Source organism: Streptomyces sp. NPDC056347 (assembly GCF_042262625.1).
Lineage (GTDB): Bacteria > Actinomycetota > Actinomycetes > Streptomycetales > Streptomycetaceae > Streptomyces.
This window is the reverse complement of the sequence record NZ_JBHJQP010000016.1, coordinates 42,441-68,204: the sequence shown is the minus strand read 5'-3', so window position 1 is coordinate 68,204 and position 25,764 is coordinate 42,441. Positions and strand designations below refer to the sequence as shown.

Here is a 25,764-nt window from a genome sequence, read left to right as displayed (position 1 = left end):
GGCGGGAGCTGTTACGCGAAGACCACCGTGCGGTGGCCGTTGAGCAGGATGCGGTGCTCCGCGTGCCACTTCACGGCCCGCGCCAGCGCCTGGCACTCCACGTCGCGCCCGACGGCGACCAGCTCGTCCGGGGTGACGCCGTGGCCCACCCGCTCGACCTCCTGCTCGATGATCGGCCCCTCGTCGAGGTCGGCCGTCACATAGTGCGCCGTCGCGCCGATCAGCTTGACCCCGCGGGCGTGCGCCTGGTGGTACGGCTTCGCGCCCTTGAAGCTCGGCAGGAAGGAGTGGTGGATGTTGATGATCCGGCCGCTCAGCTGCTTGCACAGGTCGTCCGAGAGGACCTGCATGTAGCGGGCGAGGACGACCAGCTCGACGTTCTCCTCGCGGACCAGCTCCAGCAGCTGCGCCTCCGCCTCGGCCTTGTTCCCCTTGGTCACCGGAATGTGCCGGAACGGCACGTTGTACGAGGCGACCAGCTCGGCGAAGTCCGTGTGGTTGGAGACGACGGCGGCGATCTCGACCGGCAGCGCCCCGATCCTCGAACGGAACAGCAGGTCGTTGAGGCAGTGCCCGAACCTGCTGACCATCAGCACGATCCGCATCCGCTCCGCGGAACGGTGGATCTGCCACTCCATCCGGAAGGAGTCGCCGACCGCGGCGAAGCTGGCCCGCAGCTTCTCCACGGTCACCGGGGCCTCCGCCGAGAAGTGGACGCGCATGAAGAAGAGACCGGTGTCGTGGTCACCGAACTGCTGGCTGTCCTCGATGTTGCAGCCGGTCATGAAGAGATAGCTCGACACGGCGTGCACGATGCCCTGCCGGTCGGGGCAGGAGAGCGTGAGGACGTACTGCTCGGGAGCGGTCCCGGCGGGCTGCGGCTCGGTCATTCCCGTAGCGTGCCACACCGGGCCGCCATCAGGCCGAACCGGTCAGAATGTGGAGCACATCGAGGGAACGGGGCGGTGTGTCGGGGTCCTCGCCGTCGTTTCCGGCGAGCAGCACATGGGCCTCGCGGGCGGCCTGTACGGCCTCCGGCCAGCCGTGGTGCTCCAGGTACGCCGAGACGGGGGCGTCCGCGCCGACCTGGTGCATGATGCGCAGCACCCTGAGGACGGCGACGTCGACGAGGGCGGTCTCGCCCGCGTCGCGGAAGATCGTGCCTATGTACTTCTCGGCGGACCAGTTGTCCAGCCAGGTGTCCTCGACCAGGCGGTAGACGGCGTCGGTGACGTCGCCGTACCCCTCCAGGCCGGGCAGCCAGCACTCGTGGTGGAAGACGGGGTCGGAGAGCATGTGCAGCGCCGAGCGCACGTTGCTGCGCCAGCGCCACCACGGCATGTCATTCAGCGGCATGCCGCCCATGGTGGAGGAGCGACGGCCGCGACGGGAAGAGTTCTCCGAACCTTGCTGCACGGTCATCGATCGTACGTTCCTCGGCGGGCCCGTCACGCGGGCCCCCGCAATTCACCCGGATGTCACCCCGCGTTGACCGGCGCACACGGCGCCGTTACCCCGAATCCGGAAATGTTCAGGCCCATGACCGGATGGCGACGCCCCAGTTCCCCGCGCTCCTTCAAGCTCCTCACGAGTGCGGTGGCCGGGGCATTGCTGATCACCGGTTGCAGTGCTCTCCCTGGAGCCACGGGGGGCTCCAGGGAGCCCATCACCGTCATGACCTGGGCGCCGAGCGGCGTCGCCGGGCCGGACACGGTGAACATGGCGGGCATGACCGCCATGGCGCGCACCTACGCCCGCTGGGCCAACGGCAACGGCGGGCTGGACGGCCACCGGCTGCGCGTCGTCACCTGCGACGAGCAGGACACCTCGGTCGGCGCCGCGAAGTGCGCCCGGCGGGCCGTCCAGGAGAAGGCGGTCGCGGTCGTCGGCTCGTACAGCCGCCACGGGGCGGCGTTCATGCCGCCGCTGGAGGGTGCCGGGATTCCGTTCATCGGCGGCTACGGCGCCACCGACGAGGAGTTCACCAGCTACATCTCCTTCCCGGTCAACGGCGGCCAGTCGGCCCTGCTCGCGGGCAACGCCCGCCAGCTCGCCCGCTCCTGCGAGCGGGTGTCGGTGGTGCGGCCGGACACCCTCGTCGGCGACAGCCAGGCCTGGCTCCTGAGGACCGGCCTCACCGCGGCCGGGCGGCCCGCGCCCGCCGACATCCGGGCACCGGAGACGGCGACGTCGTACGACGACGCGGCCGGTTCGGCGCTCCACGCGGCGGGGCCGGCGGGCGGCTGCACGACGGCGGTGCTCGGCCGGAGCACGGAGACCTTCTTCGACTCCTTCCGGCGGCTGGAACCCTCGTACGGGAAGGTGCGGATCTCCTCGGTGCTCGGCAGCGTCGACCAGCCGCTGATCGACAGCACCGGCGGCCGGAAGAGCCCATTCGAGGGGGCGTACATCACCGGCTGGTACCCGGACTCGGGCGACGCCCGCTGGAACGGGATGCGGCAGGTGATCCGCGAGCACGCCTTCGGTGACAACCGGATCGACCCGGACGACACCGGGGTGCAGACCACCTGGATCGCGTACACGGTGCTGGGGGAGCTCGTGAAGGCGGTCGACACCGCGCGGATCACCCCGTGGACGATCACCTCCGCCCTCAACACCGGCACCCCGGCCGCGACCGGCGGCCTGACCCCGGTGCTGCGCTGGGGCTTCACGGACGTGCTGGGCTCCTCCGCCTACCCGCGGATCGTCAACACCAGGGTGACGTTCCAGGTGGTCCGCGACGGGCGGCTCGTCGCGGACCGGAAGGGGTTCATGAACGTCGCGGAGACGCTCTCGGACGCCAGCACCCGGCACTGACCGGGGGCCGGCGTCCCGGCCGGAGCCGCGCCCCGGTCAGAGCTGCGTCGCCTCCCGGCGGGTCAGGCCGTACTTCGACGCGATCGAGTTCCACAGCGTCGAGGCCTGCTGCTTCGCCTTGCTCGCCTCGCCGCTCTGCACGGTCGCCTGCTGGGTCTCGGAGGTCGTACGGGCCCTGCCGTGCTTGCACACCTTCTTGCCGTGCTTGGCCTGCTCGGCCCAGGCGGCGTAGTGGTCGTCGGCCGAGGCGGAGGCCTGCCACGCCCGGGTGAGGGCCTCGGTCAGCCGGGCGTGGTCGGGCAGCTGGTCGACGGAGAGCTCGCCGAGCCGGGTGACCAGGTCGCGGCGCTGCTGGGCGGCGCCCTTCAGGTCGTTCACGGCCTGGTCCAGGTCGCTGCAGGTCTTGGTCTTCTCGACGGCCCCGATGACCGCGGCCCGGCTGTTGTTGCTGTCCGCCAGCAGCTTGTCGAGCGCCTCGGCCTGCGGCTTCGCCGGGTCGGCGGCCTGCTGGGCGGGCTTCTCGGCCGGCCGGCTCGCCGCGGCGACCGGCTCCTTGTCGTCCTTGGCCTTGCCGTCACCGCCGCCGCTGAGCAGCGCGCCCGCGCCCAGACCGACGACGGCGCAGCCCGCCACGACGGCCGCGATCAGCGTGACGTGCGGCCGCTTCCGGCGCGCGGGCGGCTCCTCGTCCACCGGCCCGTACGAGGGCTGGGAGGCGTGCGGGGGCTGGGAGGCGTGCGGGGCGCTCTGGTAGGCGGCGCCGTGGTCGAGCCGGGGCATCTGCGTGGTGGCACCGGCCGGCTCGTCGTTGCGGAACAGGTTGTCGAACTCGGCGGGCGGCTGCCGTTCGCCCGGGGTGCCGGGCCGGATGTCGTACGGGGCGCCGCCGGGCACCGGCGGGATGTACTGGGTCGCCTCGGCGTCCCCGCCCTGGCCGGGCTGCTGGTACGCCTGCTGCGGGGGCTGTGGCGCGGTGTGGCCGAGGAACGCGGTCGACTCCGCCGGGTTCTCCGGGGGCAGCCCACCGGGCGCGGGCCCGCCGGGCACCGACGCGATGTACTGCGTGGCCTCCGCGTCGCCGCCCGCACCGGCGCCGGGGACCGCACCGGGCCCGGCCTCGGGCGGCAGCGGCTGCGCGAACGGCTGCGGGGGCTGCTGCGGGGTGTGCCCGGGCTGCTGCGACTGCATCGGCGGCAGCGGCTGGGCGTGCGGCGGCTGTGCCTGCTGCGGGGCGGGCGGATACCCGTACCCCTGGCCGGGCTGCGCCTGCTGCGGGGCCGGCGGATACCCGTACCCCTGGCCCGGCTGGGCGTACCCCTGGCCCTGGCCGTACTGCCCCTGGTCGTACGGGCCCTGGCCGTACGGTGCCTGCCCGCCGTACTGACTCTGCCCCTGCCCCTGCGCCGGGGGCAGGGCCTGGGACGGCGGCTGGGCCGGGTGCGCGGCGTTCTGCTGCGCCGCCTGCGGCCCCCAGGAACCGCCCCACGGCGCTCCGCCCGCCGGAGCGGCCTGATCCGCGGGCCCTGATATCCAGGGCTCGCCGCCGCCCGCGGGCAGCACGACACCTTCGTGCGCGGGCCGTTCAGCGGGGAACCGCTGCTCGCCGCCCTGTCCGCCGCTCTGCGTCACCGGGACTCCTACGTGTAAACCTACGGAATCGTCGGCTCACGCTATCGGGTGGTCGGCGCGGTCCGCCAAGCGTGTGCGGTCACTCACCACCCCTTCACAGGTGCCGTAGCACTCGACGCCGTCACGACGCGGCCGGTGGGGCGGCCGGACGCACCCCCGGCCGTCCCCCGGTCAGGCCGCCTGGAGCTCCAGCCGCGCGCCGAACTCGCGCACCGCCGACTCGTCCCCGTACGGCAGCAACCGCTGCTGGAGATCGTCCAGATACTCCGCGCCCCGGCTGGAGCGCACCGAGCCCAGCAGCTCCATCGCCTGCGTACCGGTGTGGCACGCCTGCTCCACCTCGCGCATCTGCACCTGGGCCGTCGCCAGCAGCACCAGCCCGATGCCCCGGCGGCGGGCCCGGGACTCCGGCAGCCCCGCCAGGGACTCCTTCGCGCGGCGGGCGGCCGCCTCCGCCTGGCCCAGGTCGCGGTGGCAGTGCGCCAGTTCGTCCGCGAGATAGGCGTGGTCGAAGTGGGCGATCCAGTCCGGGTCGTCGCCCGTCTCCGGCTCGGCCTTGTCCAGGGCCGCCAGCGCGTGACCGGTGACCTCCTGACAGGTGCGGGCGTCGCCGAGCAGGGCGTGCCCGCGCGCCTCCGCCGCGTAGAACATCGCCTCCGCCCGCGGCGTGACATGTCCGCGCGCGCCTTCCTGCGCGGCGCGGGCCAGCTGGGCGATCTCCCGGGGATTGCCCAGCTGCGCGGCGAGATGGCTCATCGAGGCGGCCAGCACATAGCCGCCGTACGCCCGGTCGTCCGCCGCCTGGGCGAGCCGCAGGGCCTGGATGTAGTAGCGCTGGGCGAGCCCCGGCTGGCCCGTGTCCACCGCCATGTACCCGCCGAGTTCGGTGAGCCGGGCGACCGCCGCGAACAGCTGGCGGCCGACCGACTCGCGGTACGCCCCGGAGAGCAGCCCGGACACCACGCTGTTGAGGTAGTGCACCAGGACCGGCCGTACGTGCCCGCTGCCGAAGCGGTGGTCGAGGTCGACCAGCGCGCCCGTCATCGACCGCACCGCCGCCACGTCCGACATCCCGACCCGGGCCCCGGCGGACCGCGCCACCTGCGGGTCCGCGCCGGTGATCAGCCAGTCGCGGCTGGGTTCGACGAGCGCGGAGGAGGCGACCGCCGAACCGGACAGGAAGTCGCGCCGCCCGACGTCGCTCCGCCACAGCTCGCAGACCTGCTCGATCGCGCCGATCACGGTCGGGGCGAACTGGAGGCCCACGCCGGACGCCAGGTTCTTGCCGTTGGCCATGCCGATCTCGTCGATCGTGACCGTGCGGCCGAGCTTGCGGCCGAGCGCCTCCGCGATGATTCCCGGTGCCCTCCCACGTGGTTGCTGTCCGCGCAGCCAACGGGCCACGGACGTCTTGTCGTACCGCAGATCGAGCCCGCGCTCCGCGCCGACCATGTTGACGCGGCGGGCGAGGCCGGCGTTGGAGCATCCGGCTTCCTGAATGAGCGCCTGGAGCCGTTCGTTCGGCTGGCGGGCTACGAGAGGCCTGGCTGCCATGTTTCCCCCTGAGGCCGCAGTGATGATTGAGCCGATCACTGCCCGGCGAATACGCGGAAAATGCACGGATTCATCGTGTTCATCACGGGCGTCGTCTTCGGCACCATTCCTGTCGGCATATGACAGAGGCCGACCGTTCCGGGCCCGCCCGGCGAACGCCCGCCGGTTTGCCCGTATGTGCTTACCCCTCAGGCCGGACCCCGCCTACTGCGCGCCCCCGCCCATGCACCCATGCGCCCCGGATGCGGAATCGAGCGCCGTGGGCGCGCCTTTCACCCCCGTAACCGCGGTCATTGGCCGTAGTTGTGCTCAGCGTGGAAGAGCGCATCCGAACGGAAGAGTCCGTCGTCGTCGGAGAAGTAACAGAAGCACCGGAAGCAACAGAAGCAACGGAGCCGGGCGTCGAGGAAACCGCGAAGGTCCCCCGGCAGCGGGAGGGCCAACTGCTCGACGCGGCGGTGCGGTACGCGGAGGAACGGCACTGGGACGTCTGCCCGGGCACCTGGCTGGAGGCGGTGGAGGGTGCCGAGCGGTGCTCCTGCGGGGACACCGGCTGCGCGGCCCCCGGCGCCCACCCGTCGGGCCCCGACTGGGCGGGCCGGGCGACCGGGAGCGGGGCCGCGGCCCGCCGGATGTGGTCCCGGCGGCCGAAGGCGTCGATCCTGCTGCCCACCGGGCACGCCTTCGACACCATCGACGTCCCCGAGTCCGCGGGCTTCATGGCGCTGGCCCGGATGGAGCGGATGGGCCTGCCGCTCGGGCCGGTCACCCACAGCCCCGACCGCCGGGTGCACTTCTTCGTCCTGCCCGGCGCCGCCGCCAAGTCGGAGGGACTGGTACGGAAGTTGGGCTGGCAGGCCGCCGCCATCGATCTGACCGCCCGCGGCGAGGGCGCGTACGTGACGGGTCCGCCGACCCGGATCGGCGGCTACGGAACGGTCCAGTGGGTCCGCCGCCCGACCGCCGCCAACCGCTGGCTGCCGGACGCGGAGGAACTCATCAGCCCGCTCGCCTACGCCTGCGCCAGGGAAGCGGCCGACACGCGCGATCGATCCCGATAGAACAGTCTTTCGTAGGGTGGTCCTGTAAACGGGGGATAAAACGGGGCCACGGAAAGGCAGCGGGACATGAAGGACCGGGCACAGCCCGAACAGACGGCGGACGGCACGGGGACCGGGGGCACGGGCGGATCGACCACTCCGCCCCCCGCCGTCCGCGTGCAGGGTCTGTGGAAGCGGTTCGGGGAACAGACCGCGGTGGCCGGGATCGATCTGGAGCTGCCCGCGGGCCGTTTCATCGGCCTGGTCGGACCCAACGGCGCGGGCAAGACGACCACCCTGTCGATGGTCACCGGGCTGCTCCGGCCCGACCAGGGACACGTCGAGGTCGCCGGGCACGACGTGTGGAGCGACCCGGTCGAGGTCAAGCGCAGGATCGGCGTGCTCCCCGAGGGGCTGCGGCTCTTCGAACGGCTCTCGGGCCGTGAACTCCTCGCGTACAACGGACGGTTGCGCGGGCTGCCGGGCGCCGAGGTGGACAAGCGGGCCACCCAGCTCCTGGACGTGCTCGGCCTGGCGGGCGCCCAGCACAAGCTGGTCGTCGACTACTCGACCGGCATGCGCAAGAAGATCGGGCTCGCCGCCGCGCTGCTGCACAACCCCGAAGTCCTCTTCCTGGACGAGCCGTTCGAGGGCGTCGACCCGGTCTCGGCACAGACCATCCGCGAGGTCCTGGAGCGCTACACCCGTTCCGGGGCGACCGTCGTCTTCTCCAGCCATGTGATGGAGCTCGTCGAGTCCCTCTGCGACTGGGTGGCCGTCATGGCCGCCGGGACGATCCGCGCCCAGGGCACCCTGGAGCAGGTCCGCGGCGAGGCGTCCTCGCTGCAGAACGCCTTCCTCGAACTCGTCGGGGCCGGTGCGCGCACCACCGGCGAGTCCCTGGACTGGCTGGGCGGGAAGCGATGAGCGTGCTCGACGCCCCGGCGGGCACCGCGCCCGCACCGGCCGACGGCGAGGGGCTCGTCGGCGTCTTCGTACGGCTGAAACTGGCCCTGCTGCGCAACGGGCTGCGGCAGTCGGCCGGGCGGCGGGCCGCGTACATCGCTTCCGTCGTCTTCGCCCTGCTGATCGCCGCGGGCCAGCTGCTCGCACTGGTCGCGATGCGCGGCAGCGAGCACGCCGCCTCCGTCGTCGTCCTGCTGGCCGGCGTGATGGCGGTCGGCTGGGCCGTGATGCCGCTGTTCTTCCCGAGCGGCGACGAGACCCTGGACCCGAGCCGGCTGGTGATGCTGCCGCTGCGCCCGCGATCGCTGATCTCGGCGCTGCTGACGGCCTCGCTGGTCGGGATCGGCCCGCTGTTCACCCTGTGCCTGGCCGCCGGTTCGGTGGCGGCGGTGGCGTACGGGGCGGTCGGGGCCGTGTTCGCCGTGGTCTGCGCGCCGCTCGCGCTGCTGCTGTGCGTGGCGCTGGCCCGTGCGGTGGCCACGGCCAACACCCGGCTGCTGAGCTCGCGCAAGGGCCGCGATCTGGCGGTGCTCAGCGGGCTGGTGATCGCGGTGGGCTTCCAGGTCGTCAACTTCGGTGCGCAGCGGATCGGCGAGGCGGGCGGGCTGTCCACGCTCGCCCCGGCCGCGGACGTGGTGCGCTGGCTGCCGCCCGCCTCCGCGATCGGGGCGGTGGACTCGGCGTCCCGGGGCGCGTACGGGCAGGCCGCCGGGCAGTTGCTGCTGTCGGTGGCGGCGCTGCTGGCGCTGCTGTGGCTGTGGCAGCGGAGCCTGACGAAGCTGATGACGTCGCCGGACGGCTCGACGCTGGCCGCCGCCGGTCCGGCCCGCGAGAAGACCGGCAAGGAGGGCTCCCGGCTCTCCGCGCTGCTGCCCGCGGGGCGCACGGGCCCGGTGATGGAGCGGAGTCTGCGGTACATCGTCCGCGACCCGAAGACCAAGTCGGCCTGGGTCACGGCGCTGGCGGTCGGGCTGCTCGTACCGCTGTTCAACGCCCTCCAGGGCCATGGCTCGGTCTACTTCTCCTGTTTCGCCGCCGGAATGCTCGGCGTCCAGATGTACAACCAGTTCGGCCAGGACACCTCCGCGTTCTGGATGGTCTCGCTGACGATCTCCTCCACCCGGGACGCCTACCTCGAACTGCGGGCGCGGGCGCTGACGCTGCTGCTGATCACACTGCCGTTCACGATCGTGGTGACGGTGCTGACCGCGGCGGTGACCGGGGACTGGGGCTCGCTGCCGCCGGCGCTGGGGCTGTCGGTCGGGGTGCTGTGCGGGATGCTGGCGACGGGCGCGGTGACGTCGGCGCTCTTCCCGTACTCGATCCCGCAGGACGGGGCGTTCAAGAACGTGGCGCCGGGGCAGGCCGGGCTCGCCTGGATCTCCATGTTCGGCGGAATGCTCTCGGCGGGGCTGCTCTGCCTGCCCCTGATCGGGACGACGATCTGGCTGCACGTCGCGGACCACCAGCAGTGGCTGTGGACGCTGCTGCCCGCGGGGATCGTGTACGGGGCGCTGATCGTCTGGGCGGGGCTGCGGATCGCGGCACCGCGCACGGCGGAACGGCTCCCGGAGATCCTGGCAGCGGTCAGCAAGGGCTGAGCCCCGGTCCGGGGCCCGCGAAGGCCGAGCACCGGGCCGGGGCCAGGGTTCGGCGAAGACCGGGCCTCGGGTCGGCGGTCGGCAGTCGGCGGTCGGCAAAAGCCGAGCCCCGGTGCGGCAGGCGGCGAAGGCCGCACCCCGGCCGCCCACGGCGCGGCGGGCTACATCGGGACGGGTTCGCGGTCGCCGGGGGCGTCCTCGGCGTGCCGCTCCAGGAAGGGCTCGACCGCCGCGCGCCAGCCCTCGGGCTGGTCGTAGTGGACGAGATGACCGGCGTCGGCCACCTCCGCGTACTGCCCGCGCGGCAGTACGCGGACCATCTCCTGGGCCTCCGCCCGGCCCAGCTCGCCGTCGAGCCCGCGAAGCACCAGCGTCGGGCAGCCGACCTGCGCCAGCTCCTCCCAGTGGGCGTCGAACACCCAGGTCGCGCGGGACTGGAGCATCTGCCGCCGGGAGAAGACAGGACGCCAGCCGTCGGCCCGCTCGGCCATCACCTCGGCGAAGTACTCGCCGCGGGCCGGGTTGGGCCGCTCCACCCAGGGGTCGTCCTCGCCGAACCACTTCCGCACGTCGGAGAGCGTCGCGAACGGGACCGGCCAGGTACGGAACCAGTCGTCCCACTCGCGCTGCGAGGCCGCCCCCAGCGCCGAGGCCCGCATGTCGCAGACGACCAGGGCCCGCACGAGATCGGGGCGCTTCACGGCGAGCTGCCAGGCCGTCAGCGCCCCCATCGCGTGCCCGACCAGGGTGACGGGCGCCAGGTCGAGCTGTTCGATCGCCGCCTCGGCGTCGGCGACGTACACATCGCGGGTGTACGGGCCGTCGGCCGGCTTGTCGCTGCGGCCGTGGCCCCGCTGGTCGAGCGCGACCGCCCGGTGCCGCTCGGCGAGCCAGCGGGCGGTCGGGGCCCAGTGCGCGGCCCGGCCCATCAGGCCGTGGAGCAGCAGGACCCCGGGGGCGCGATCACCCTCCGCGCGCCCCTTGGGCGGCTCGGCGAACTCCCAGGCCGCGAGGCGTACGCCGCCGGCCCCGGTCACATCGATGCGTCGCACCATATGTCCTGGCACCCCCTTCTGGTCCTCGATCACCGCTCGATTGCCGCTCGATCACCGTGGTCGCACCGCGACCGTGGCCGCACCGCCTCAGAGTATCGAACTCACGTTCGAAAATAGGGTTCTGCCACGCAACACCGCTCGTTCGAGTGACGGCTTCGAAGGATTGATGCCCGTGGTGGAGGGGAGATCTTCACCGGGAGGCGGGCCACTCGGGGATGAGGGCCCGCAGGGACCGACCTCGAGAGCTCGGGGCTCCAGGTCGAACCAGGGGAGGACAGGCCCCGGCGCCGCACGGCGCCGGGGCCCTCTGCTGTACGGGCCGCACAAGCCGCGCAGGGCGTACGGGGCGTGCAGGACACACGGGAAGCCGGTCGCGGCGGCGCACAGCGGCCACGCCCCCCGTTCGCGCGCCGGACCCGCCGGACACGCCCGTGCGACTGCGACGGGTGCATGCGCCTGCCCCCTCCCGACCGCGCGGCCCATCGGCCGGCACCCTCAGGTATGCCTCAGCGACAGCCTGGCACGCAATCCATCGGAGCGCTGCGGTTCGGGACGGAAAAAGGGGAAGCGGACAAGAAGGGCCGCCCTCGGCACGTGCCGGAGAACCGGGTCACGCCGGGAGCCGGGTCACGCCGGGAGCCGGGTCACGTCCAAAACCGGCACCGGCCCACGAACCCGAAGCCGAACCCGGCCCATGAAACCGAAGCCGCCGGAACCCGCCCCGAACCGGGACCCGGCTCACTCGCCGGAACCCGGCCCACGCGCGGAATCCGGCCGCGCAACCGGAATCAGCGCTTGCCCACGAAGACGTGCGAAGCGATCTCGGGCCCCAGCTCCGCGGCCTCACCGCTGCTGCCGACCAGCACCCCGCCCGGCGACTGCGTCACGCTGACCACCGAACCGGGCTGCACCCCCGCCCGCCGCAGCGTGTACATCAGCTGCGCGTCCGTCTGGATCGGCTCCCCGATCCGGCGCACGACCACCGTCTTGCCATCGGCGCCCGGGTCCAGCTCCGTCAGGCTCACCATGCCCTCGTCGAGGAACGGGTCGGCCTCGGCCTTCTCGCCCAGCTCCTCCAGACCCGGGATCGGATTCCCGTACGGCGACTCCGTCGGGTGGCGCAGCAGCTCCAGCACCCGCCGCTCCACGGCCTCGCTCATCACGTGCTCCCAGCGGCACGCCTCGGCGTGGACCTGCTCCCACTCCAGGCCGATCACATCGACGAGCAGGCACTCCGCGAGCCGGTGCTTGCGCATCACGCGCGTCGCGAGGCGGCGCCCCTCGTCGGTCAGCTCCAGGTGCCGGTCGCCCGCGACCTGCACCAGGCCGTCGCGCTCCATCCGCGCCACCGTCTGGCTGACCGTCGGGCCGCTCTGGTCGAGCCGCTCCGCGATCCGGGCGCGCATGGGGACCACGCCTTCCTCTTCGAGTTCGAGGATGGTGCGGAGATACATCTCCGTGGTGTCGATCAGTCCGGACATTCGTGCCCCTCGGTGCTGTGACAAGAAAAAGTCGTGCGCTGGCCCTGCCACCAATTCTGACGCATACCACCGACAACCGTGCCTCCCCGACCGAACACCGTGCGGCCGCGCCGCCGGGACGGTATTGACAGGCCACTGGTCCAGACCGCAACGTGATCGGCGGCACGGACGCCTCGAACGTCTCCTCCCCGCTTCCTCCCGCCGGAAAGGGCCTCCTCGATGAGCGACAGCAAGCTGGCCGGTCAGTTCTTCGACGCAGCGATCGGCCTGCTGGAACGGGTACGCGACGAGGAGTCCGGCAACATCGCGGCCGCCGGTGCCGCCATCGCCGACACCGTCGCCGCGGGCGGCCGGCTCTTCGCCTTCGGTGCCGGGCACTCCTCGCTCGCCGCCCAGGACGTCGTCTACCGGGCGGGCGGGCTCGCCCTGATGAACCTGCTGGCCGTGCCCGGGACGGTCGGGGTCGACGTGATGCCCGCGACGCTCGGCTCCGCGCTGGAGCGGGTCGGCGGACTGGCCGGTGCCGTGCTGGACTCCAGTCCCGCGCAGGCCGGCGACGTCCTCGTGATCATCTCGCTCTCCGGGCGCAACGCGCTGCCGGTGGAGATGGCACTGAACGCGCGGGCGCTCGGCCTCAAGGTCATCGGCGTGACCTCGGTGGCCTACGCCGACACCACCCGCTCCCGGCACAGCTCGGGCGGCTTCCTCCGGGACCACTGCGACATCGTCCTCGACAGCAAGATCGCCATCGGTGACGCGGAGCTGACCCTCGAAGGGATCGAGGCGCCGTTCGCCCCCGCCTCGACGGTCGTCACCAGCGCCCTGATGCAGGCCATGATGGCCGCCGCGGCCGAACAGCTCGTGGCGCGCGGCGTGGAGCCGCCGATGCTGCGCTCCGGGAACGTCGACGGCGGCCACGAGTGGAACGGCCGCGTCATGACGGAGTACCGCGACCGGATCTTCTACCGCCAGTAGGCTCCGCACCGCCCTCCGGCACGGCTCCCGCGGCCGACAGCGCCTGCCGGAGGTCGACCGCCGCCGCCACCCGCACCGCCACGCTCTCCGCGTACGCCTCGTCGGACCGTTCGAAGGCGGTGCGGTGGGCGGCTCTCAGGAACGTCACCACGCCCAGCGTGCGCCCCCTGCTCCGCAGCACCGCGCACAGCGCGTGCACGGCGTCACCCGGCCACTGCCGCTCCGCCGCCCACGCCTCCTCGCCGCTGCCCGCGCTGGCCCGCACCGACCCCGTGCGGTCCACGGCCCGGAGCGCCGGGTGCCCCGCCGCGTACCGCAACGGAACACCGCCGCCGGACACCGGCAGACACGGCCCCGGCCCACCGGACGGCGTCGCCGCCGCCCGCACCAGCCGCTCCCCCGCCGCCAGGTCGACCAGCACATGGTCCGCGAAGCCCGCGAGCGCGAAGTCCAGGTACGACGTCGCCGCCTCCATCGGGTCCTCGCACTCGCTGGCCGCCCGCGCCGCCCGGTGCAGCTGGTTCGACCGGAACCGTGTCCGGTCCGCCTCCGCCGCCGCCAGCCGCTCCGCCGTCACGTCGCGGAACAGCCAGCCCACCCCCAGCGGCACCGGCTCCTCGGCCAGCGGCGACGCCAGCCGTACGAAACCGCTGCGCCAGCACCGCCGCCGCTTCCCCTCCGCCGTCCGCAGCGTCACCCACTGCTCGGCGGGCGCCACGGGCGCGCCCTCGGCCAGCACGTGCTGCAACGCCCCCTCCAGGTCCTCGACGCCCTGCACGACCAGCTCGCCCAGCGGGCGCCCCAGCATCGTCGTACGGCCCACGCCCAGTGCCCGGGCCGCGTACGCGTTGACGACCGCCGGGCGCAGGTCCGCGTCGACGATCACCACGCCCCAGTACGCGTCCTCGAACAGTGCCTCGCTCAGCGCGACGGACCGCTCCAGACCGATCTGCGCGTGCACCTCGGTGAACGCGCAGTACACCCCGGCGGGCCCGCCGTCCGCGCCCCGGACCCCGGCCGCCTGGGTCCGCACGAGCACCCGCCCGCCGTCCTTGCGCAGCAGCGCGAACTCGTGGACCCGGCGCCCGGCCCCGTCCATGACCGCCATCAGCCGGGCCTGCACCTCCCCGGCGTCCGCCCGCCGCACCGCCCACCCGGCGAACCCGGCCCGCCCCACGGCCTCCTCGGCGGACCAGCCCAGGATCCGGACGGCCTCGCGGTTCCAGTGGGTGATCGTGCCCTTCGCGTCGAACGCGCAGAACGCGGCGTCCATCCCGTCGAGCAGCGCGGCCAGCAACTCGGCCCCGGCCCAGCCCCTCGGCCCCCCGCCCGGCCCCTCATCGGGCCCGAGCGCCTCGGTCGTTCCACTGCTCGTGGACGCACTCACCCCGTACCCCCCGCAGGACGCATCCGGTATTTCCGCACGTCAGACCATTGAACTCGAAGGTGACCCAGCACACACCGACTTCCCGGAAATCGGCTGCCGCAGCGCGCCTCATTTAATTCGCTTGTGCGGTGCGGGGGCGGTTCCTAGGCTGCTGCCAGCGAAGAAAGGAGGTGTTCCGGAAGTGATTTCTTCTCGGACTCGTGAGGTGGCTGCGGGCTGACGCCCGTTGTCGCGCTCTTTGCAGTGCAGGCCGGTCAGTCGGCCAATCCCAAGCAGTCACCGACCCGCAGGCTCGCCGGTAAGTCCGGCCGGCCCCTCCGTGAGGAGGGACCAGAGCCTGCGGGTTTCTGCGTGTGCGGGACTCTTTCCCGGGTGTTACGGGCAGAGGCGTTCCACGCGCCACTGCTCGCCCTCGCGGACGTACCGCAGCCGGTCGTGCAGGCGGTTCTCGTGGCCCTGCCAGAACTCGATCGTGTCGGGGACGACGCGGAAGCCGCCCCAGTGCGGGGGCGCGGGGACCTGTTCGCCCTCGGGGTAGCGGGCTTCCAGCTCCTCGTAGCGGGCGAGCAGTTCCTCGCGGGAGCCGATCACCGTCGACTGGGCGCTCGCCCAGGCACCGAGCTGGGAGCCGTGCGGGCGGCTGCGGAAGTAGGCGACGGTCTCGTCGCGGCCGATCCGCTCCGCCCGGCCGGTGACGATGACCTGGCGGGCCATCGGGTGCCAGGGGAAGAGCAGCGAGGCGTAGGGGTTGGCGGTCAGCTCGCGGCCCTTGCGGGACTCGTAGTTGGTGAAGAAGACGAAGCCGCGCCCGTCGTACTTCTTCAGCAGCACGGTGCGTGAGGACGGGCGGCCCTCGGGGGTGGCGGTGGAGACCACCATGGCGTTGGGCTCGTGGAGCAGGCCGCCGACGGCGACCTGCCGGAACCAGTGGGCGAACTGCTGCATGGGGTCGGCGGCCAGCGTGTCCTCGGTGAAGCCCTCGGAGCGGTACTGCTCGCGCATCGCGGCCGGATCGGTGGTGGAATCGGAGGAGGAGTCTGCGGTGGGCACGGGGTCATCCTGCCCCAGTGGCCGACGCGGCCCGACAGGGAGGGTGCGGAGGGGAATCGCCGGGACGGGTGCTGTGCCGGACGTCACGCTTCCCCGTGTCGGGGGAAACCCGACAGTATCTTGAGGCAGGCCGCCGAGGCCTCCGCAGAGCCGCCGACCGAGGGAGCCGCCATGTCCGACTTCGTACCGGGTCTAGAGGGAGTCGTCGCGTTCGAGACGGAGATCGCCGAACCGGACAAGGAAGGCGGTTCGCTCCGGTACCGGGGTGTCGACATCGAGGATCTCGTCGGTCATGTGTCCTTCGGGAACGTGTGGGGCCTGCTGGTGGACGGGGCGTTCAATCCGGGGCTGCCGCCCGCCGAGCCGTTCCCGATCCCGGTGCACTCCGGGGACGTCCGGGTCGACGTGCAGTCCGCGCTGGCGATGCTCGCCCCGGTGTGGGGGCTGCGTCCGCTGCTCGACATCGATGCGGAGACCGCCCGTGACAACCTGGCGCGGGCCGCCGTGATGGCGCTGTCGTACGTCGCCCAGTCGGCGCGCGGGCAGGGGGTGCCGATGGTGCCGCAGAGCGAGATCGACAAGGCCGGTTCGGTGGTCGAACGGTTCATGATCCGCTGGCGCGGGGAGCCGGACCCGAAGCATGTGAAGGCCGTGGACGCGTACTGGACGTCGGCCGCCGAGCACGGCATGAACGCCTCGACGTTCACCGCCCGGGTCATCGCCTCGACCGGCGCCGACGTGGCCGCCGCGCTGTCGGGGGCGGTGGGCGCGATGTCGGGGCCGCTGCACGGCGGTGCGCCGTCCCGGGTGCTGGGCATGATCGAGGAGATCGAGCGGACCGGCGACGCGACCGCGTACGTGAAGCAGGCCCTGGACCGGGGCGAGCGGCTGATGGGCTTCGGTCACCGGGTGTACCGGGCGGAGGACCCGCGGGCACGGGTGCTGCGGCGTACGGCCGAGGAGCTGGGGGCGCCGCGCTTCGAGGTGGCGCGGGCGCTGGAGAAGGCCGCGCTGGAGGAGCTGCACGCGCGGCGCCCGGACCGGGTGCTGGCGACGAACGTGGAGTTCTGGGCGGCGATCGTGCTGGACTTCGCCGAGGTCCCGGCACACATGTTCACGTCGATGTTCACCTGCGCCCGTACGGCGGGCTGGTCGGCGCACATCCTGGAGCAGAAGCGGACCGGGCGGCTGGTGCGTCCCTCGGCGCGGTACGTGGGTCCGGGTTCGCGCGACCCGCGCGAGATCGCGGGGTACGAGCAGCTGGCGGACCTGGGGAACTGAGGAGCGGGAGGTGCCCGGTGCCGGTCCGTCCGGGCCGGGCACCTCCGTGTTTCCTGGCTACTTGGTGCAGGTCAGGTCCTCGGCGGGCAGCTTTCCGGTGGCCAGGTAACGGTTGACCCGGTCGTCGACGCAGGCGTTGCCGTACTCGCCGTAGAGGCCGTGGCGCCTGGCTCCCTCCACGGTGACCAGCCGGGAAGCGGGGAGCTCGGCATGGAGTTTCAGGGTGCCGCGGTAACTGGTGCGCGGGTCGCCGGTGGCGGCCACGAGCAGCGCCGGGACGTCCTTGTCCACCCGGGTCGGCTGCTCGGCGGGCCGGTCCCAGAAGGCGCACGGCAGGATGTTGTCGGTCATGGGGGCGAAGAGCGGGTGGGCGGCGCGGTCGCGTTCGATGTCCTGCCAGTAGCTCTCGGGGTCGCGGGGTGCGGCCCGGTCGCCGCAGATGATCGCGGTCTGCACGCTGCCCGCCTGCGAGCCCTCGCCGGTCAGGATGAACCGGAGGGCCTCGGCGAACCCCGGTGACAGGCCGGCGGGGTGTCCCTTCGCCGCCTCGGAGAGCGCGGAGACGGTCTCGCCGAGTTCGGCCCGGGTCTCGTCGTGGTCGTCGGCGAGCGACATGAAGAGCAGCAGCGGTACGTGGGTGTGGTCGATCCGGAACGTGTCGGCCCCGGTGCCGAGGGTCAGCGGCTTCCGGGCGGCGGCCCGCGCGACGCGGTCGACGGTGGCGAGCACCTGCGTACGGGTGCGGCCCAGGCGGTAGGTGTCGTGGCGGGCGGCGGCCCAGTCGGCCCAGGCGACGAGCGCCTGTTCGTTCTCGCCCACCGTGTCGCGCAGCAGGAGGGGGCCGTAGTCGTCGGGGTTGATCACTCCGTCGAGGACCATCCGGTCGTAACGGCCGGGGAACATCTGGCTGTAGACGGTGCCCAGGTAACTGCCGTACGAGTAGCCGAGGTAGGAAATCTTCCGTTCGCCCAGCGCGCCCCGGATGACGTCCATGTCGCGGGCGGTGTTGCGGGTGGTGACGTACGGGAGGACATCGGCGTTGGTGGCCCGGCACTTGTCGGCCAGGCTCTTCTGGAAGGCGATCTGGCGGTCGAAGCCGGCCCGGTCGGGTCCGGCCGAGCGGAAGAACATGCCGGTGGGCCAGTCGCAGTCCAGTGGGGTGCTGCGGCCGACGAAGCGGGGGTCGAAGCCGATGATGTCGTAGCGCGCCCCGACTCCCTTCATCGCCTCGCGGATGTGCGGCGGGGACTCGACGGCGGTGCCGCCGGGGCCGCCGTTGTTGAGCAGGATCGCGCCGATGCGGTGGCGGGTGTCGGTGGCGCGGAGGCGGGAGAGGGCGACGGTGATGGTGCGGCCGGTGGGGTCGGCGTAGTCGAGCGGGACGGTGGCGTCCGCGCACTGGACCCCGGCCTTGTCGAGGTCGTGGCCCGTCGTGTCGTCGGGTCCGATGGCGCAGCTGCCCCAGGCGAGGTGCTGACGGTGGTAGCGGTCGAGGCCGGGGGCGGTGGCCTCGGGGGTGGTCCTCGGGGTGGTGCGGGGCGCGGTCACGGCGGTGGCGGGGGTCGCGGTGAGGCAGGCGGCGAGGGCGAGTGCGGCGGCCGAGGCGCGGCGCACGGTCCGGGCCGGGTTCGGGGTCGGGTTCGGAGGGGTCACGGGGTCTCCTGGTGCGGGTGGTCGTCGGGGCGGCCGGCCCCGCGCGGGTGGCAGAGGGCGGTGTCGACGGCGGCGAGGAATTCCTCCTCGGCGCGGTCGGTGTCGGGCACCTTGGTGAGGGCGAGGGCGACGCCGCTGCCGTCGGGGCCGATCGCGCCGAGCGCGCGGTGCCCGCCGGGTACGGTCCCGCCGTGGCCCCACCACCGGCCGCCGCAGCTCAGCGGGGAGGAGATCAGGCCGAGTCCGTAGCGGGCGCCGGGCCAGAGGCGTTGCGGGTCCGCCGGTACGGTGCGTTTCATCTCGGCGAGCCAGCGGGCGGGGAGCAGCCGTCCGCCGAACAGGCCGCGGTAGAAGCGGCCGAGGTCGGCGGGGGTGGAGACCAGGGCGCCGCCCGCGCCGCCGAAGGTCATGTTCCACTCGGTGCCGTCGCGCAGGGGTGCCCCGTCGGGCGCCGCCGCGACCGGGTCCGGGGCGGGGAAGTAGCTGTGGGAGTGCGGGCCCCGGATGCCGGTGCGGTCGCCGGGCCAGTAGGTGTCGCGCAGGCCGAGCGGGCGGACGATGCGGCGGTCCACCTCGGCCTCGACGCGGTGTCCGGTGACCTGTTCGACGATCAGCCCGGCGAGGACGTAGTTGGTGGTCGAGTAGGACCAGGTGGACTCGGGGTGCGGCAGGGTGAGCGCGAGGGCGACGAGCTCGCGGGGCTCGTAGTGGCGCAGCCGCCAATCGTCCCGTGGCTGCCCGGCGATGGCGTCGACGTGGTCGGGCAGTCCGCTGGTGTGCTGGAGCAGCTGCCGTACGGTGATCCGCCGGCCGTCGTGGCCGTTGCCCCGGATCAGTCCGGGGAGGTAGCGCTCGACGGGGGCGTCCAGTGCGATCCGGCCCTCGGCGGCGAGCTGGACGACGACGGTGGCGGTGAACGTCTTGGTGACGCTGCCGATCCGCAGCCGGTCCTCGGTGCGCATCGGCCGGCCGGTGTCCCGGTCGGCGACGCCGCGCGCCACGGACCACCGGCCGCAGTCCGGACCGGTGACCTCGGCGGCCACGCCCGGGACGCCGTCGCGGGCGACCAGGGTGCCGAGCCGGTCGGCCAGTGCTCCGCGGGCCGTGGCGCACGGGCCGGGTGGGGCGGCGCGGGACGGGGCGTTCGCGGCGGATGCCGGCAGGGAGGCGGCGGCCAGCAGGACCGTGGCCGCCGCCAGGAGGGCGGCGTGCCGGACCGTACGGGCGCAGGGTGCTCTGTTCGCTCTGCTCTGTCCGTGTCTCACGCGGAACGACGCTAACCGCGCCGCACCCGGCGATCACTGCGGCTACCACCCCAACTGGCCTGGTGCCAGCCCTACTTGCACGGCGTCAGTCCAGTTGGCCTTCCAGCAGGGCCGCCCACTGCGCCACGACCCTGCGGCGGCGGGCCGTGTCGTCGGTGAGGACGTTGGCCAGGCCCAGGCCGCGGGCCATGTCCAGGAGGCCCTGGACGGTTTCGCGTACGCCGGGTCTCGTCTCGTCGGCGGCGAGGAGTTCGACGGCGATGCGGTGGGTCTCGCGGCCGACGCGGGCTTCGAGTTCGGTGACGCGGGGGCGCAGCTGCGGTTCGTTGGAGGCGGCCACCCAGAGCTGGAGCGCGGCGCGGAAGAGCGGCCCGGTGTAGAGGTCGACGAGTGCGGCGACGACCTCCGTACGTCCCTGGACGGGCAGGGCGCGCAGGGCGGCGGAGCGTTCCTCGGCGACGTACTCGACGGCCGCGGTGAACAGGTCCTCGCGGGTCGGGAAGTGGTGCTGGGCCGCGCCGCGCGAGACGCCCGCGCGCTCGGCGACGACGGAGACCGTGGAGCCCGCCCAGCCGTGTTCGGCGAGGCAGGCGACGGCGGCTTCGAGGAGGCGCCGCCGGGTGGCCCGGCTGCGGTCCTGCTTGGGGCTGCGGTCCTGCTTGGGGCTGCGGTCCTGCTTGGCGGGACCGTCCTGCTTGGCGGTGCCGCGGGGCGGGGCGGGGCGGCTGCTGTCCGGCCCGGGGTTGATGTCCGGCCTGGGGTTGCCGTCGGCGGGCCTTTGGCCGTTGGGGCCGTGGCCGGTGGGGGGCTGGGGCGTCACAGCACCCATGCGGGCTCCCGTCGTTCGAGGAAGGCCGTCATCCCCTCCCGGGCCTCGGCGGAGGCGAAGAGGGCCGCCGAGCGGGCGATGAGGTCTTCGGCGTACTGGTCGAAACTCTCCAGCACAGTAGCCGTGACCAGCTCCTTCGATGCCGCCAGCCCCTGCGGGGAGGCCCGGCGCAGGCCGTCCAGTACGGGGGCGAGTGCCTGGTCCACGTCGTCGGCGGCGAGGGTGACCAGGCCGATCCTGGCCGCCTCGGCCGCGTCGAAACGCTCGCCGGTGAGGTAGTAGCGGGCGGCGGCGCGCGGATCGGTGCGGGGCAGCAGCGGCAGGGAGATCACGGCGGGGGCGAGCCCGAGCCTGGATTCGGTGAGGGCGAAGGACGAGCCGGGCCCGGCCGCGGAGATGTCGCAGGCGGCGAGCAGGCCGAGCCCGCCCGCGCGGACGTGGCCGGTGACCCGGGCGACGACGGGCTTGGGCAGGGCGACGATCCGCCGCATCAGTGCGACGAAGGCCGCCGGGTCGGGTGGCGCGGTCAGGTCGGCGCCCGCGCAGAAGGTGGTGCCGGTGTGGGTGAGGACGACGGCCCGTACGGTGTCGTCGGCCGCGCAGGCGCCGAGGGCGGCGGTGAGCTCGTCGACGAGCTCGGCGGAGAGTGCGTTGTGGTTGGCGGGCGAATCGAGGGCGAGGGTGGTGACGCCCCGGTCGTGGGCGGGTGCGGCGATCCGGCTCATCGGTCACTCTCCTCCTGCGGACCCGGCCCGCCGTCCGCGGGCCGCCTGCGGGCCATCGCGTCGAGGGTGGCAGCGGAACCAGGAACAATCAAGCGCGCTTGCATGATTCCTGCCGCCCCCTCTGCCCGGAGGCACCTTGGCGAGGAACGGAGCGCGGGCCGCCGCCCACGGCGTTCCGGCCACCCCGCGCCGTACGTCCTTCGGCAACGGGCTTCCGCGGAGTGCCGGCCCTGACAGGATGAGCGCCATGACTGAGACCCACGCGGCCCCGCCCCTCTGATGCTGACGGTCTCCGGCGAGGACGATCAGGTCCATCTGCGCTCCCTGCGCGACTGGTTGACCCGGGAGGACCTGTTCCGCGGCCGGCTGTCCCTGCAGGGCGAGGCTCCGCGGCCGGGCCAGATGGGCGCCGCCGTGGAGGTGTTGATGGTGGCGGTCGGCTCGGGCGGTGCCGCCACCGTGCTGGCGCGCTCCGTGACCACCTGGCTGACCCAGCGGCGCGCCGACGTCAAGGTCACGGTGCAGACCCCGGGCGGAAGCCGGATCGTGGTCGACGTCAAGCGGGCCGCCGACCCCGAGCGGGTGATCGCCAAGACGCGCGCGCTGCTGGACCGGACCGGGAGTTGACGCCGTGCCGAACTCCCGGGAAAGCCCGCCGGGTTCCTCCCGCGCACTGGTGATCGGCGTGTCGGATTACGCGGCACCCGGCCTGCCGGGCATCCCCGCCGCACGGCACAATCTCGACACCCTGGCGGAGGTCCTCTCCGGCGAGCGCGGCCGGTTCCGTCCCGAGGACTGCCGCGTACTGGGAAGGAACGGCGAGGCCGTCGACCGGCACACGGTCGGCAGGGCGCTCGTCACGGCCGGGCGCGAGGCCGAGGAACTGCTGCTGGTCTACTTCGCGGGGCACGGCCGGATCGACGACGAGAACAATCTCCACCTGCTGCTCACGGATACGCTTCGAGCAGCCCTTCCGGGAGAACTTCCTCACCTCTTCCCTGTACGGAGACGGAATTCAGCGCTCTCTCAAAAGAATCCGCTACGCCGGAATCCAGCTCCAGGACGTCGACGCCGCCCCGGAAGAGGTCAAAAACGCCATCGACCGCTTCGGCCCCGTGTCCTGCCGGTCCGGCCAGTGGCTCCGCGAGCGCGACCGGAGATTCCGCACGGCCGTCGAACTGATCTAGGCACTGTTTCTCGGATCACCGGACACCGGTGGCGCGTTGGCGTCAGGCTGGCTGTATGGGCCGTGGGCCGTCACCCTCGCAGCCCTCGTCATCTGGCTCCGAACGTGATCCGAGAAACAGTGCCTAGTCGTGGTCGCAGTTGCGACGCTCTCCTGTTGAGGACGGCCTGGCACACGGTGCAGTACGTGTCGGCGTGGTCGCCCGTCGGCATTCGCGTACGTCGGCTTGCGTGCCCCGACAGTTCCTCTCGCGTCTTCCGCCAGCAGAAGGCCCGGACCGCATCCCTTGGGTTCTAACGGTCCGGGCCTTCGTCGTTCTCTGGTCTCAGTCGGTGTTCACCGTCGGCCGTCCGGCTGCGCGGGAGCGGGTCAGTGGCCTGGGTGTTTGCTGTGGGCGGCGTGCTGCTGCCGGGGGCACTGGCCATGGGAGTGAGGGGGGTGCCCGGCGCGGCACGGTTTGTGCCCCTTGGGCGGGTGACCTGTCTGGCCGGAGCAGGGGCCGTCGGCGGCGCGACAGACGCGGACGGAGAAGTCGGCGTCGTCGTTGGTGCGGATGCCGTCGCCCGGTTCGTCGACATGGTCGTGTCCGGTGAGGACGCGGCCCGCACGGGCGTGCGGCGAGACCCGGACGGAGAACTCGTGGATCACGTCGCGACCGGCGTGGGGGTCCAGCCCGGGCGGGATGCCGCAGACCGTCTTGGTCGGGCTGCTCCGTCGGCAGCCCGGTGGGATCTTGCCGACGAACGTCAGTCCGGCGGGAAGCGAGAGGGTGTGTGTGCCCCGGCCGCTGCTCGCCGACGGGCCGTTGTTGCGCACGCGGGTCTTCAGCCGAACCGTCTTGCCCGGGGTGACGGACTTTTTGGCGAACCAGGCGTGCACCGCCATGTCCCGCCGGGGCTTGGCGGGACGGCCGTGGTACGGAAGCGGTGCGGTACTGGTGTTGTTGGCGGTGTCCGGATCGACGTCCTGGCTGGTGACGGACGCGGTGTTCACCGCGTCCGATCCGTTGCCCCGGTAGGCGGCGTCAAGCCGCATGACGAGGGTGTAGGAGAGCGTGTCCCCGGCTTTCAGAAGGTCCTTGGCGGGGCAGGTCACGGTGCGGGTGGTGCCGTCGTACCGGCAGCCGGCCGGCCGTGACGACAGGTAGGTCAACGGCGCGGGCACGCGGTCGGTGACGACGACCTGATGGGCGTCACCGGGGCCCTTGTTGATGACGGTGATCGTGTACGGGATCGTCTCGCCCGGAGCGACCTGCGGCCCCGTGGCAGTCTTCTCCACCATGAGGTCCGCGAGTCCCCGGGTCGGCGGCCGCCCCGGCAGACCGGCCTCGGCGGTGTTGTCGGAGGTGTCGGGGTCGGCGGTGTCCGAGGTGACCTTCGCGACGTTGCGGATGCTGGAGCCGTCGCCTCGGTAGTCGGCGCTCACCCGTACCTTGATGGTGTAGGTGCGGGACGCTCCGACGGCGAGGGTGGCGAGTTCGGGGCAGGTCACGTTCTGCCCGGTGGAGGTGCAGCCGTCCGCGGAGGACACGAAGGCCAGCGCTGCGGGCAGGGTGTCGGTCACCACGACCCCGGCAGCCTGGGACGGTCCGCTGTTGGAGACGGTGAGTACGTAGTCGAAGGTCGATCCCGGCGAAACCGGCGTGCCGCTCGCCGCCCTCTTCGTGATCGCCAGGTCCGCCGTCGGAACGACCTGACCGGGCGGGACGACCAGCGGACTGCTGTTGTTGCCGCTGTTGTCGTCGTTCGTGTCCGACCTGATGATGGCGACGTTGCCCAGATCGGAGCCGTCGCCCAGATAGGCGGGGTCCAGGCGGGTGGTGAACGTCCATGTCCGGGTGCTGCCCGCGGCGAGCAGGGCCTCGGGCCCGCACGTCACCGTCTGCCCGTCGGCGGTGCAGCCGTCGTCCGACCCCAGGAACGTGATACTCCGGGGCAGTTCGTCGACCGCGGTCACATTCCGCGCCACGGAGGGCCCGTTGTTCCTCGCGGTCAGTGTGTAGACGAGCAGGTCACCGGGGTGGACCTCACGGGGGGCCGAACCTGGCGCCACAGCACGGAGTTCGACCGCCCCGCTGAGACCGGCCCGCGGCCCGGGAGCGGGCGCGGGGGCCGTCGGACGATGTACGGCGTCCGGAACGGCCCCGCTCGCACCCGTGACGGAGGCGCACGACAGCACAGCTGCCGCGACAAGGATCCGGACAGCGAACCGCCATGCGCCTGCGGTCATTTCACCGTCTCCTCGGCCTGGACCCGCGGCGCACCGGGAAGACGACGCCCGCTGGGCCGCGTGCTCGGCGAGCCGGTCCGCTGTTCGGCTGCCGCTGCCGCGGGCTGCGTGCTCTCGACCTCCTTGGAGATCTCCAGGTCCGCGTTACCGGAGTTCACCGCTCCTCCGGGCAGCCCGGCCGCTGGCGTCGGGCCGGTGCTGTTGGCCGGGTTCGGGTCGCTGGTGTCGGACGAGACGGCCGCCTGGTTGGCGATGTCCGAACCGTTGCCGGTGTACGCCGGGTCGAGGCGGACCGTGAACGTCCACGCCTTGCTGCCGCCGGGGGCGAGGGCCGGCTCGGGTCCGCAGCTGACAACCTGCCCGCTGGCGGTGCACCCGTCGGACGAGGACACGAAGGACAGCTGGCTGGGCAGGGTGTCGGTCACCTTGACGTTGACGGCCTGCGACGGGCCTGCGTTGGCGGCGGTCACGGTGTACTGGAACGTCTCGCCGGGGCCGATCGTGCTGCCGAGGGGCACCTTGCCGACGGACAGATCGGCCAGCGGGGTGAACGGGCCCGGGGGCAGCACGGGAGGGTTGGTGTTGTTGGCGGGGTTGTTGTCGTTGGTGTCCGACTTCGCCGCGGCGATATTGCCGAGGTCGGAGCCGTCGCCGATGTACGCCGGGTCGAGCTTGGCGAGAACCTTCCAGGTCTTGGACTGCCCGACGGCCAGCGTCGGCTCTGGCCCGCAGCTGACGTCCTGCCCGACCGCGGTGCAGCCGTCGGGCGACGACACGAAGGTCACATGGGCGGGCAGGGTGTCGGTGGCGGTCACGTTGTGTGCCACCGCGGGGCCGTTGTTCTTCACGCTGAGTGTGTAGGTGAAGGTCTCGCCCGGCGTCACCGCCTGCGCTGCGGGGAGCGTGGCGGGCATGCTCCCCAGGGCCAGTGCTGTGCAGGCGACGAATGCGCTCACCTGTACTTTTCGAACAATTCCTGGCATGACCGGCGACGCCTTTCAGAAGGGGGATGGCGCGGTGGTGCGCCCTTGTGAGTCCTGT

At 72.8% G+C, this 25,764-nt stretch carries 21 protein-coding genes; 7 read left to right on the top strand and 14 right to left on the bottom strand.

Translation table 11 applies throughout. The features are described from left to right. Positions 1 to 11: 11 nt before the first annotated feature. Both purU and ACFCV8_RS06590 read right to left on the bottom strand, forming a co-directional pair. Positions 12 to 890, bottom strand: coding sequence for a formyltetrahydrofolate deformylase (gene purU / locus ACFCV8_RS06595; protein WP_376684146.1), 879 nt, complete (start codon positions 888 to 890; stop codon positions 12 to 14). Positions 891 to 918: 28 nt separating this feature from the next. Further along, on the bottom strand, positions 919 to 1,422 hold the full coding sequence (locus ACFCV8_RS06590; RefSeq protein WP_376684145.1) for a hypothetical protein: 504 nt from the start codon (positions 1,420 to 1,422) through the stop codon (positions 919 to 921). 117 nt (positions 1,423 to 1,539) lie between these two features. Here ACFCV8_RS06590 and ACFCV8_RS06585 point away from each other — a divergent pair, with 117 nt between their 5' ends. Continuing rightward, positions 1,540 to 2,817, top strand: coding sequence for an ABC transporter substrate-binding protein (locus ACFCV8_RS06585; protein WP_376684144.1), 1,278 nt, complete (start codon positions 1,540 to 1,542; stop codon positions 2,815 to 2,817). A 36-nt stretch (positions 2,818 to 2,853) separates the two neighbouring features. On the opposite strand, the gene ACFCV8_RS06580 is transcribed toward ACFCV8_RS06585, so the two are convergent. Both ACFCV8_RS06580 and ACFCV8_RS06575 read right to left on the bottom strand, forming a co-directional pair. Then, positions 2,854 to 4,446 (bottom strand): hypothetical protein, encoded by a 1,593-nt coding sequence (locus ACFCV8_RS06580; RefSeq protein ID WP_376684143.1) that lies wholly within the window; start codon positions 4,444 to 4,446, stop codon positions 2,854 to 2,856. A gap of 171 nt (positions 4,447 to 4,617) precedes the next feature. Then, on the bottom strand, positions 4,618 to 6,000 hold the full coding sequence (locus ACFCV8_RS06575) for a transcriptional regulator (RefSeq protein ID WP_376684142.1): 1,383 nt from the start codon (positions 5,998 to 6,000) through the stop codon (positions 4,618 to 4,620). Between the two features lie 443 nt (positions 6,001 to 6,443). Between ACFCV8_RS06575 and ACFCV8_RS06570 the strand changes: the two genes are divergently transcribed. From ACFCV8_RS06570 to ACFCV8_RS06560, 3 genes are all read left to right on the top strand, one after another. Next, entirely contained in the window at positions 6,444 to 7,061 is a 618-nt protein-coding gene (locus ACFCV8_RS06570; RefSeq protein ID WP_376684151.1) for a bifunctional DNA primase/polymerase, read from the top strand. Positions 7,062 to 7,127: 66 nt separating this feature from the next. Next, the gene (locus tag ACFCV8_RS06565) at positions 7,128 to 7,967 is read left to right on the top strand and encodes an ABC transporter ATP-binding protein (protein WP_376684141.1); all 840 of its coding nucleotides are present in this window, start codon (positions 7,128 to 7,130) and stop codon (positions 7,965 to 7,967) included. After that, positions 7,964 to 9,607 (top strand): transporter, encoded by a 1,644-nt coding sequence (locus ACFCV8_RS06560; protein WP_376684140.1) that lies wholly within the window; start codon positions 7,964 to 7,966, stop codon positions 9,605 to 9,607. Before ACFCV8_RS06565 ends, ACFCV8_RS06560 begins: the two co-directional genes overlap by 4 nt. Before the next feature lie 161 nt (positions 9,608 to 9,768). Here ACFCV8_RS06560 and ACFCV8_RS06555 read toward each other — a convergent pair whose 3' ends face one another. Both ACFCV8_RS06555 and ACFCV8_RS06550 read right to left on the bottom strand, forming a co-directional pair. Continuing rightward, positions 9,769 to 10,662 carry an alpha/beta fold hydrolase gene (locus ACFCV8_RS06555; RefSeq protein WP_376684139.1) on the bottom strand — a complete coding sequence of 298 codons (894 nt, stop codon included), beginning with the start codon at positions 10,660 to 10,662 and terminating at the stop codon, positions 9,769 to 9,771. Positions 10,663 to 11,450: 788 nt separating this feature from the next. After that, positions 11,451 to 12,143, bottom strand: coding sequence for a metal-dependent transcriptional regulator (locus ACFCV8_RS06550; RefSeq protein WP_376684138.1), 693 nt, complete (start codon positions 12,141 to 12,143; stop codon positions 11,451 to 11,453). 219 nt (positions 12,144 to 12,362) lie between these two features. Here ACFCV8_RS06550 and ACFCV8_RS06545 point away from each other — a divergent pair, with 219 nt between their 5' ends. Next, on the top strand, positions 12,363 to 13,118 hold the full coding sequence (locus tag ACFCV8_RS06545; RefSeq protein ID WP_376684137.1) for an SIS domain-containing protein: 756 nt from the start codon (positions 12,363 to 12,365) through the stop codon (positions 13,116 to 13,118). On the opposite strand, the gene ACFCV8_RS06540 is transcribed toward ACFCV8_RS06545, so the two are convergent. Together ACFCV8_RS06540 and pdxH are read right to left on the bottom strand one after the other, a co-directional pair. Beyond that, positions 13,078 to 14,505, bottom strand: coding sequence for a PAS domain-containing protein (locus tag ACFCV8_RS06540; protein ID WP_376684136.1), 1,428 nt, complete (start codon positions 14,503 to 14,505; stop codon positions 13,078 to 13,080). The two genes, ACFCV8_RS06545 and ACFCV8_RS06540, sit on opposite strands and share 41 nt — an antisense overlap. Before the next feature lie 375 nt (positions 14,506 to 14,880). Beyond that, entirely contained in the window at positions 14,881 to 15,507 is a 627-nt protein-coding gene (gene pdxH, locus ACFCV8_RS06535; RefSeq protein WP_376684150.1) for a pyridoxamine 5'-phosphate oxidase, read from the bottom strand. A 219-nt stretch (positions 15,508 to 15,726) separates the two neighbouring features. Between pdxH and ACFCV8_RS06530 the strand changes: the two genes are divergently transcribed. Further along, positions 15,727 to 16,836 carry a citrate synthase 2 gene (locus ACFCV8_RS06530; RefSeq protein WP_376684135.1) on the top strand — a complete coding sequence of 370 codons (1,110 nt, stop codon included), beginning with the start codon at positions 15,727 to 15,729 and terminating at the stop codon, positions 16,834 to 16,836. A gap of 57 nt (positions 16,837 to 16,893) precedes the next feature. On the opposite strand, the gene ACFCV8_RS06525 is transcribed toward ACFCV8_RS06530, so the two are convergent. The 4 genes from ACFCV8_RS06525 to ACFCV8_RS06510 form a co-directional block, all read right to left on the bottom strand. Beyond that, a complete protein-coding gene (locus ACFCV8_RS06525) occupies positions 16,894 to 18,489 on the bottom strand; it encodes an alpha/beta hydrolase (RefSeq protein WP_376684134.1) in 1,596 nt (531 codons plus the stop codon). Then, on the bottom strand, positions 18,486 to 19,667 hold the full coding sequence (locus ACFCV8_RS06520; RefSeq protein WP_376684149.1) for a serine hydrolase domain-containing protein: 1,182 nt from the start codon (positions 19,665 to 19,667) through the stop codon (positions 18,486 to 18,488). Before ACFCV8_RS06520 ends, ACFCV8_RS06525 begins: the two co-directional genes overlap by 4 nt. Before the next feature lie 172 nt (positions 19,668 to 19,839). After that, a complete protein-coding gene (locus tag ACFCV8_RS06515) occupies positions 19,840 to 20,502 on the bottom strand; it encodes a TetR/AcrR family transcriptional regulator (protein WP_376684148.1) in 663 nt (220 codons plus the stop codon). Between the two features lie 68 nt (positions 20,503 to 20,570). Further along, positions 20,571 to 21,308 (bottom strand): enoyl-CoA hydratase family protein, encoded by a 738-nt coding sequence (locus ACFCV8_RS06510; protein WP_376684133.1) that lies wholly within the window; start codon positions 21,306 to 21,308, stop codon positions 20,571 to 20,573. Between the two features lie 279 nt (positions 21,309 to 21,587). Between ACFCV8_RS06510 and ACFCV8_RS06505 the strand changes: the two genes are divergently transcribed. Next, positions 21,588 to 21,935, top strand: a complete 348-nt coding sequence (locus ACFCV8_RS06505; RefSeq protein ID WP_376684132.1) for a hypothetical protein — start codon at positions 21,588 to 21,590, stop codon at positions 21,933 to 21,935. Positions 21,936 to 22,863: 928 nt separating this feature from the next. On the opposite strand, the gene ACFCV8_RS06500 is transcribed toward ACFCV8_RS06505, so the two are convergent. Together ACFCV8_RS06500 and ACFCV8_RS06495 are read right to left on the bottom strand one after the other, a co-directional pair. After that, on the bottom strand, positions 22,864 to 24,546 hold the full coding sequence (locus tag ACFCV8_RS06500) for a DUF11 domain-containing protein (protein WP_376684131.1): 1,683 nt from the start codon (positions 24,544 to 24,546) through the stop codon (positions 22,864 to 22,866). Positions 24,547 to 24,719: 173 nt separating this feature from the next. Next, on the bottom strand, positions 24,720 to 25,679 hold the full coding sequence (locus ACFCV8_RS06495; protein ID WP_376684130.1) for a hypothetical protein: 960 nt from the start codon (positions 25,677 to 25,679) through the stop codon (positions 24,720 to 24,722). Between the last annotated feature and the right edge of the window lie 85 nt (positions 25,680 to 25,764).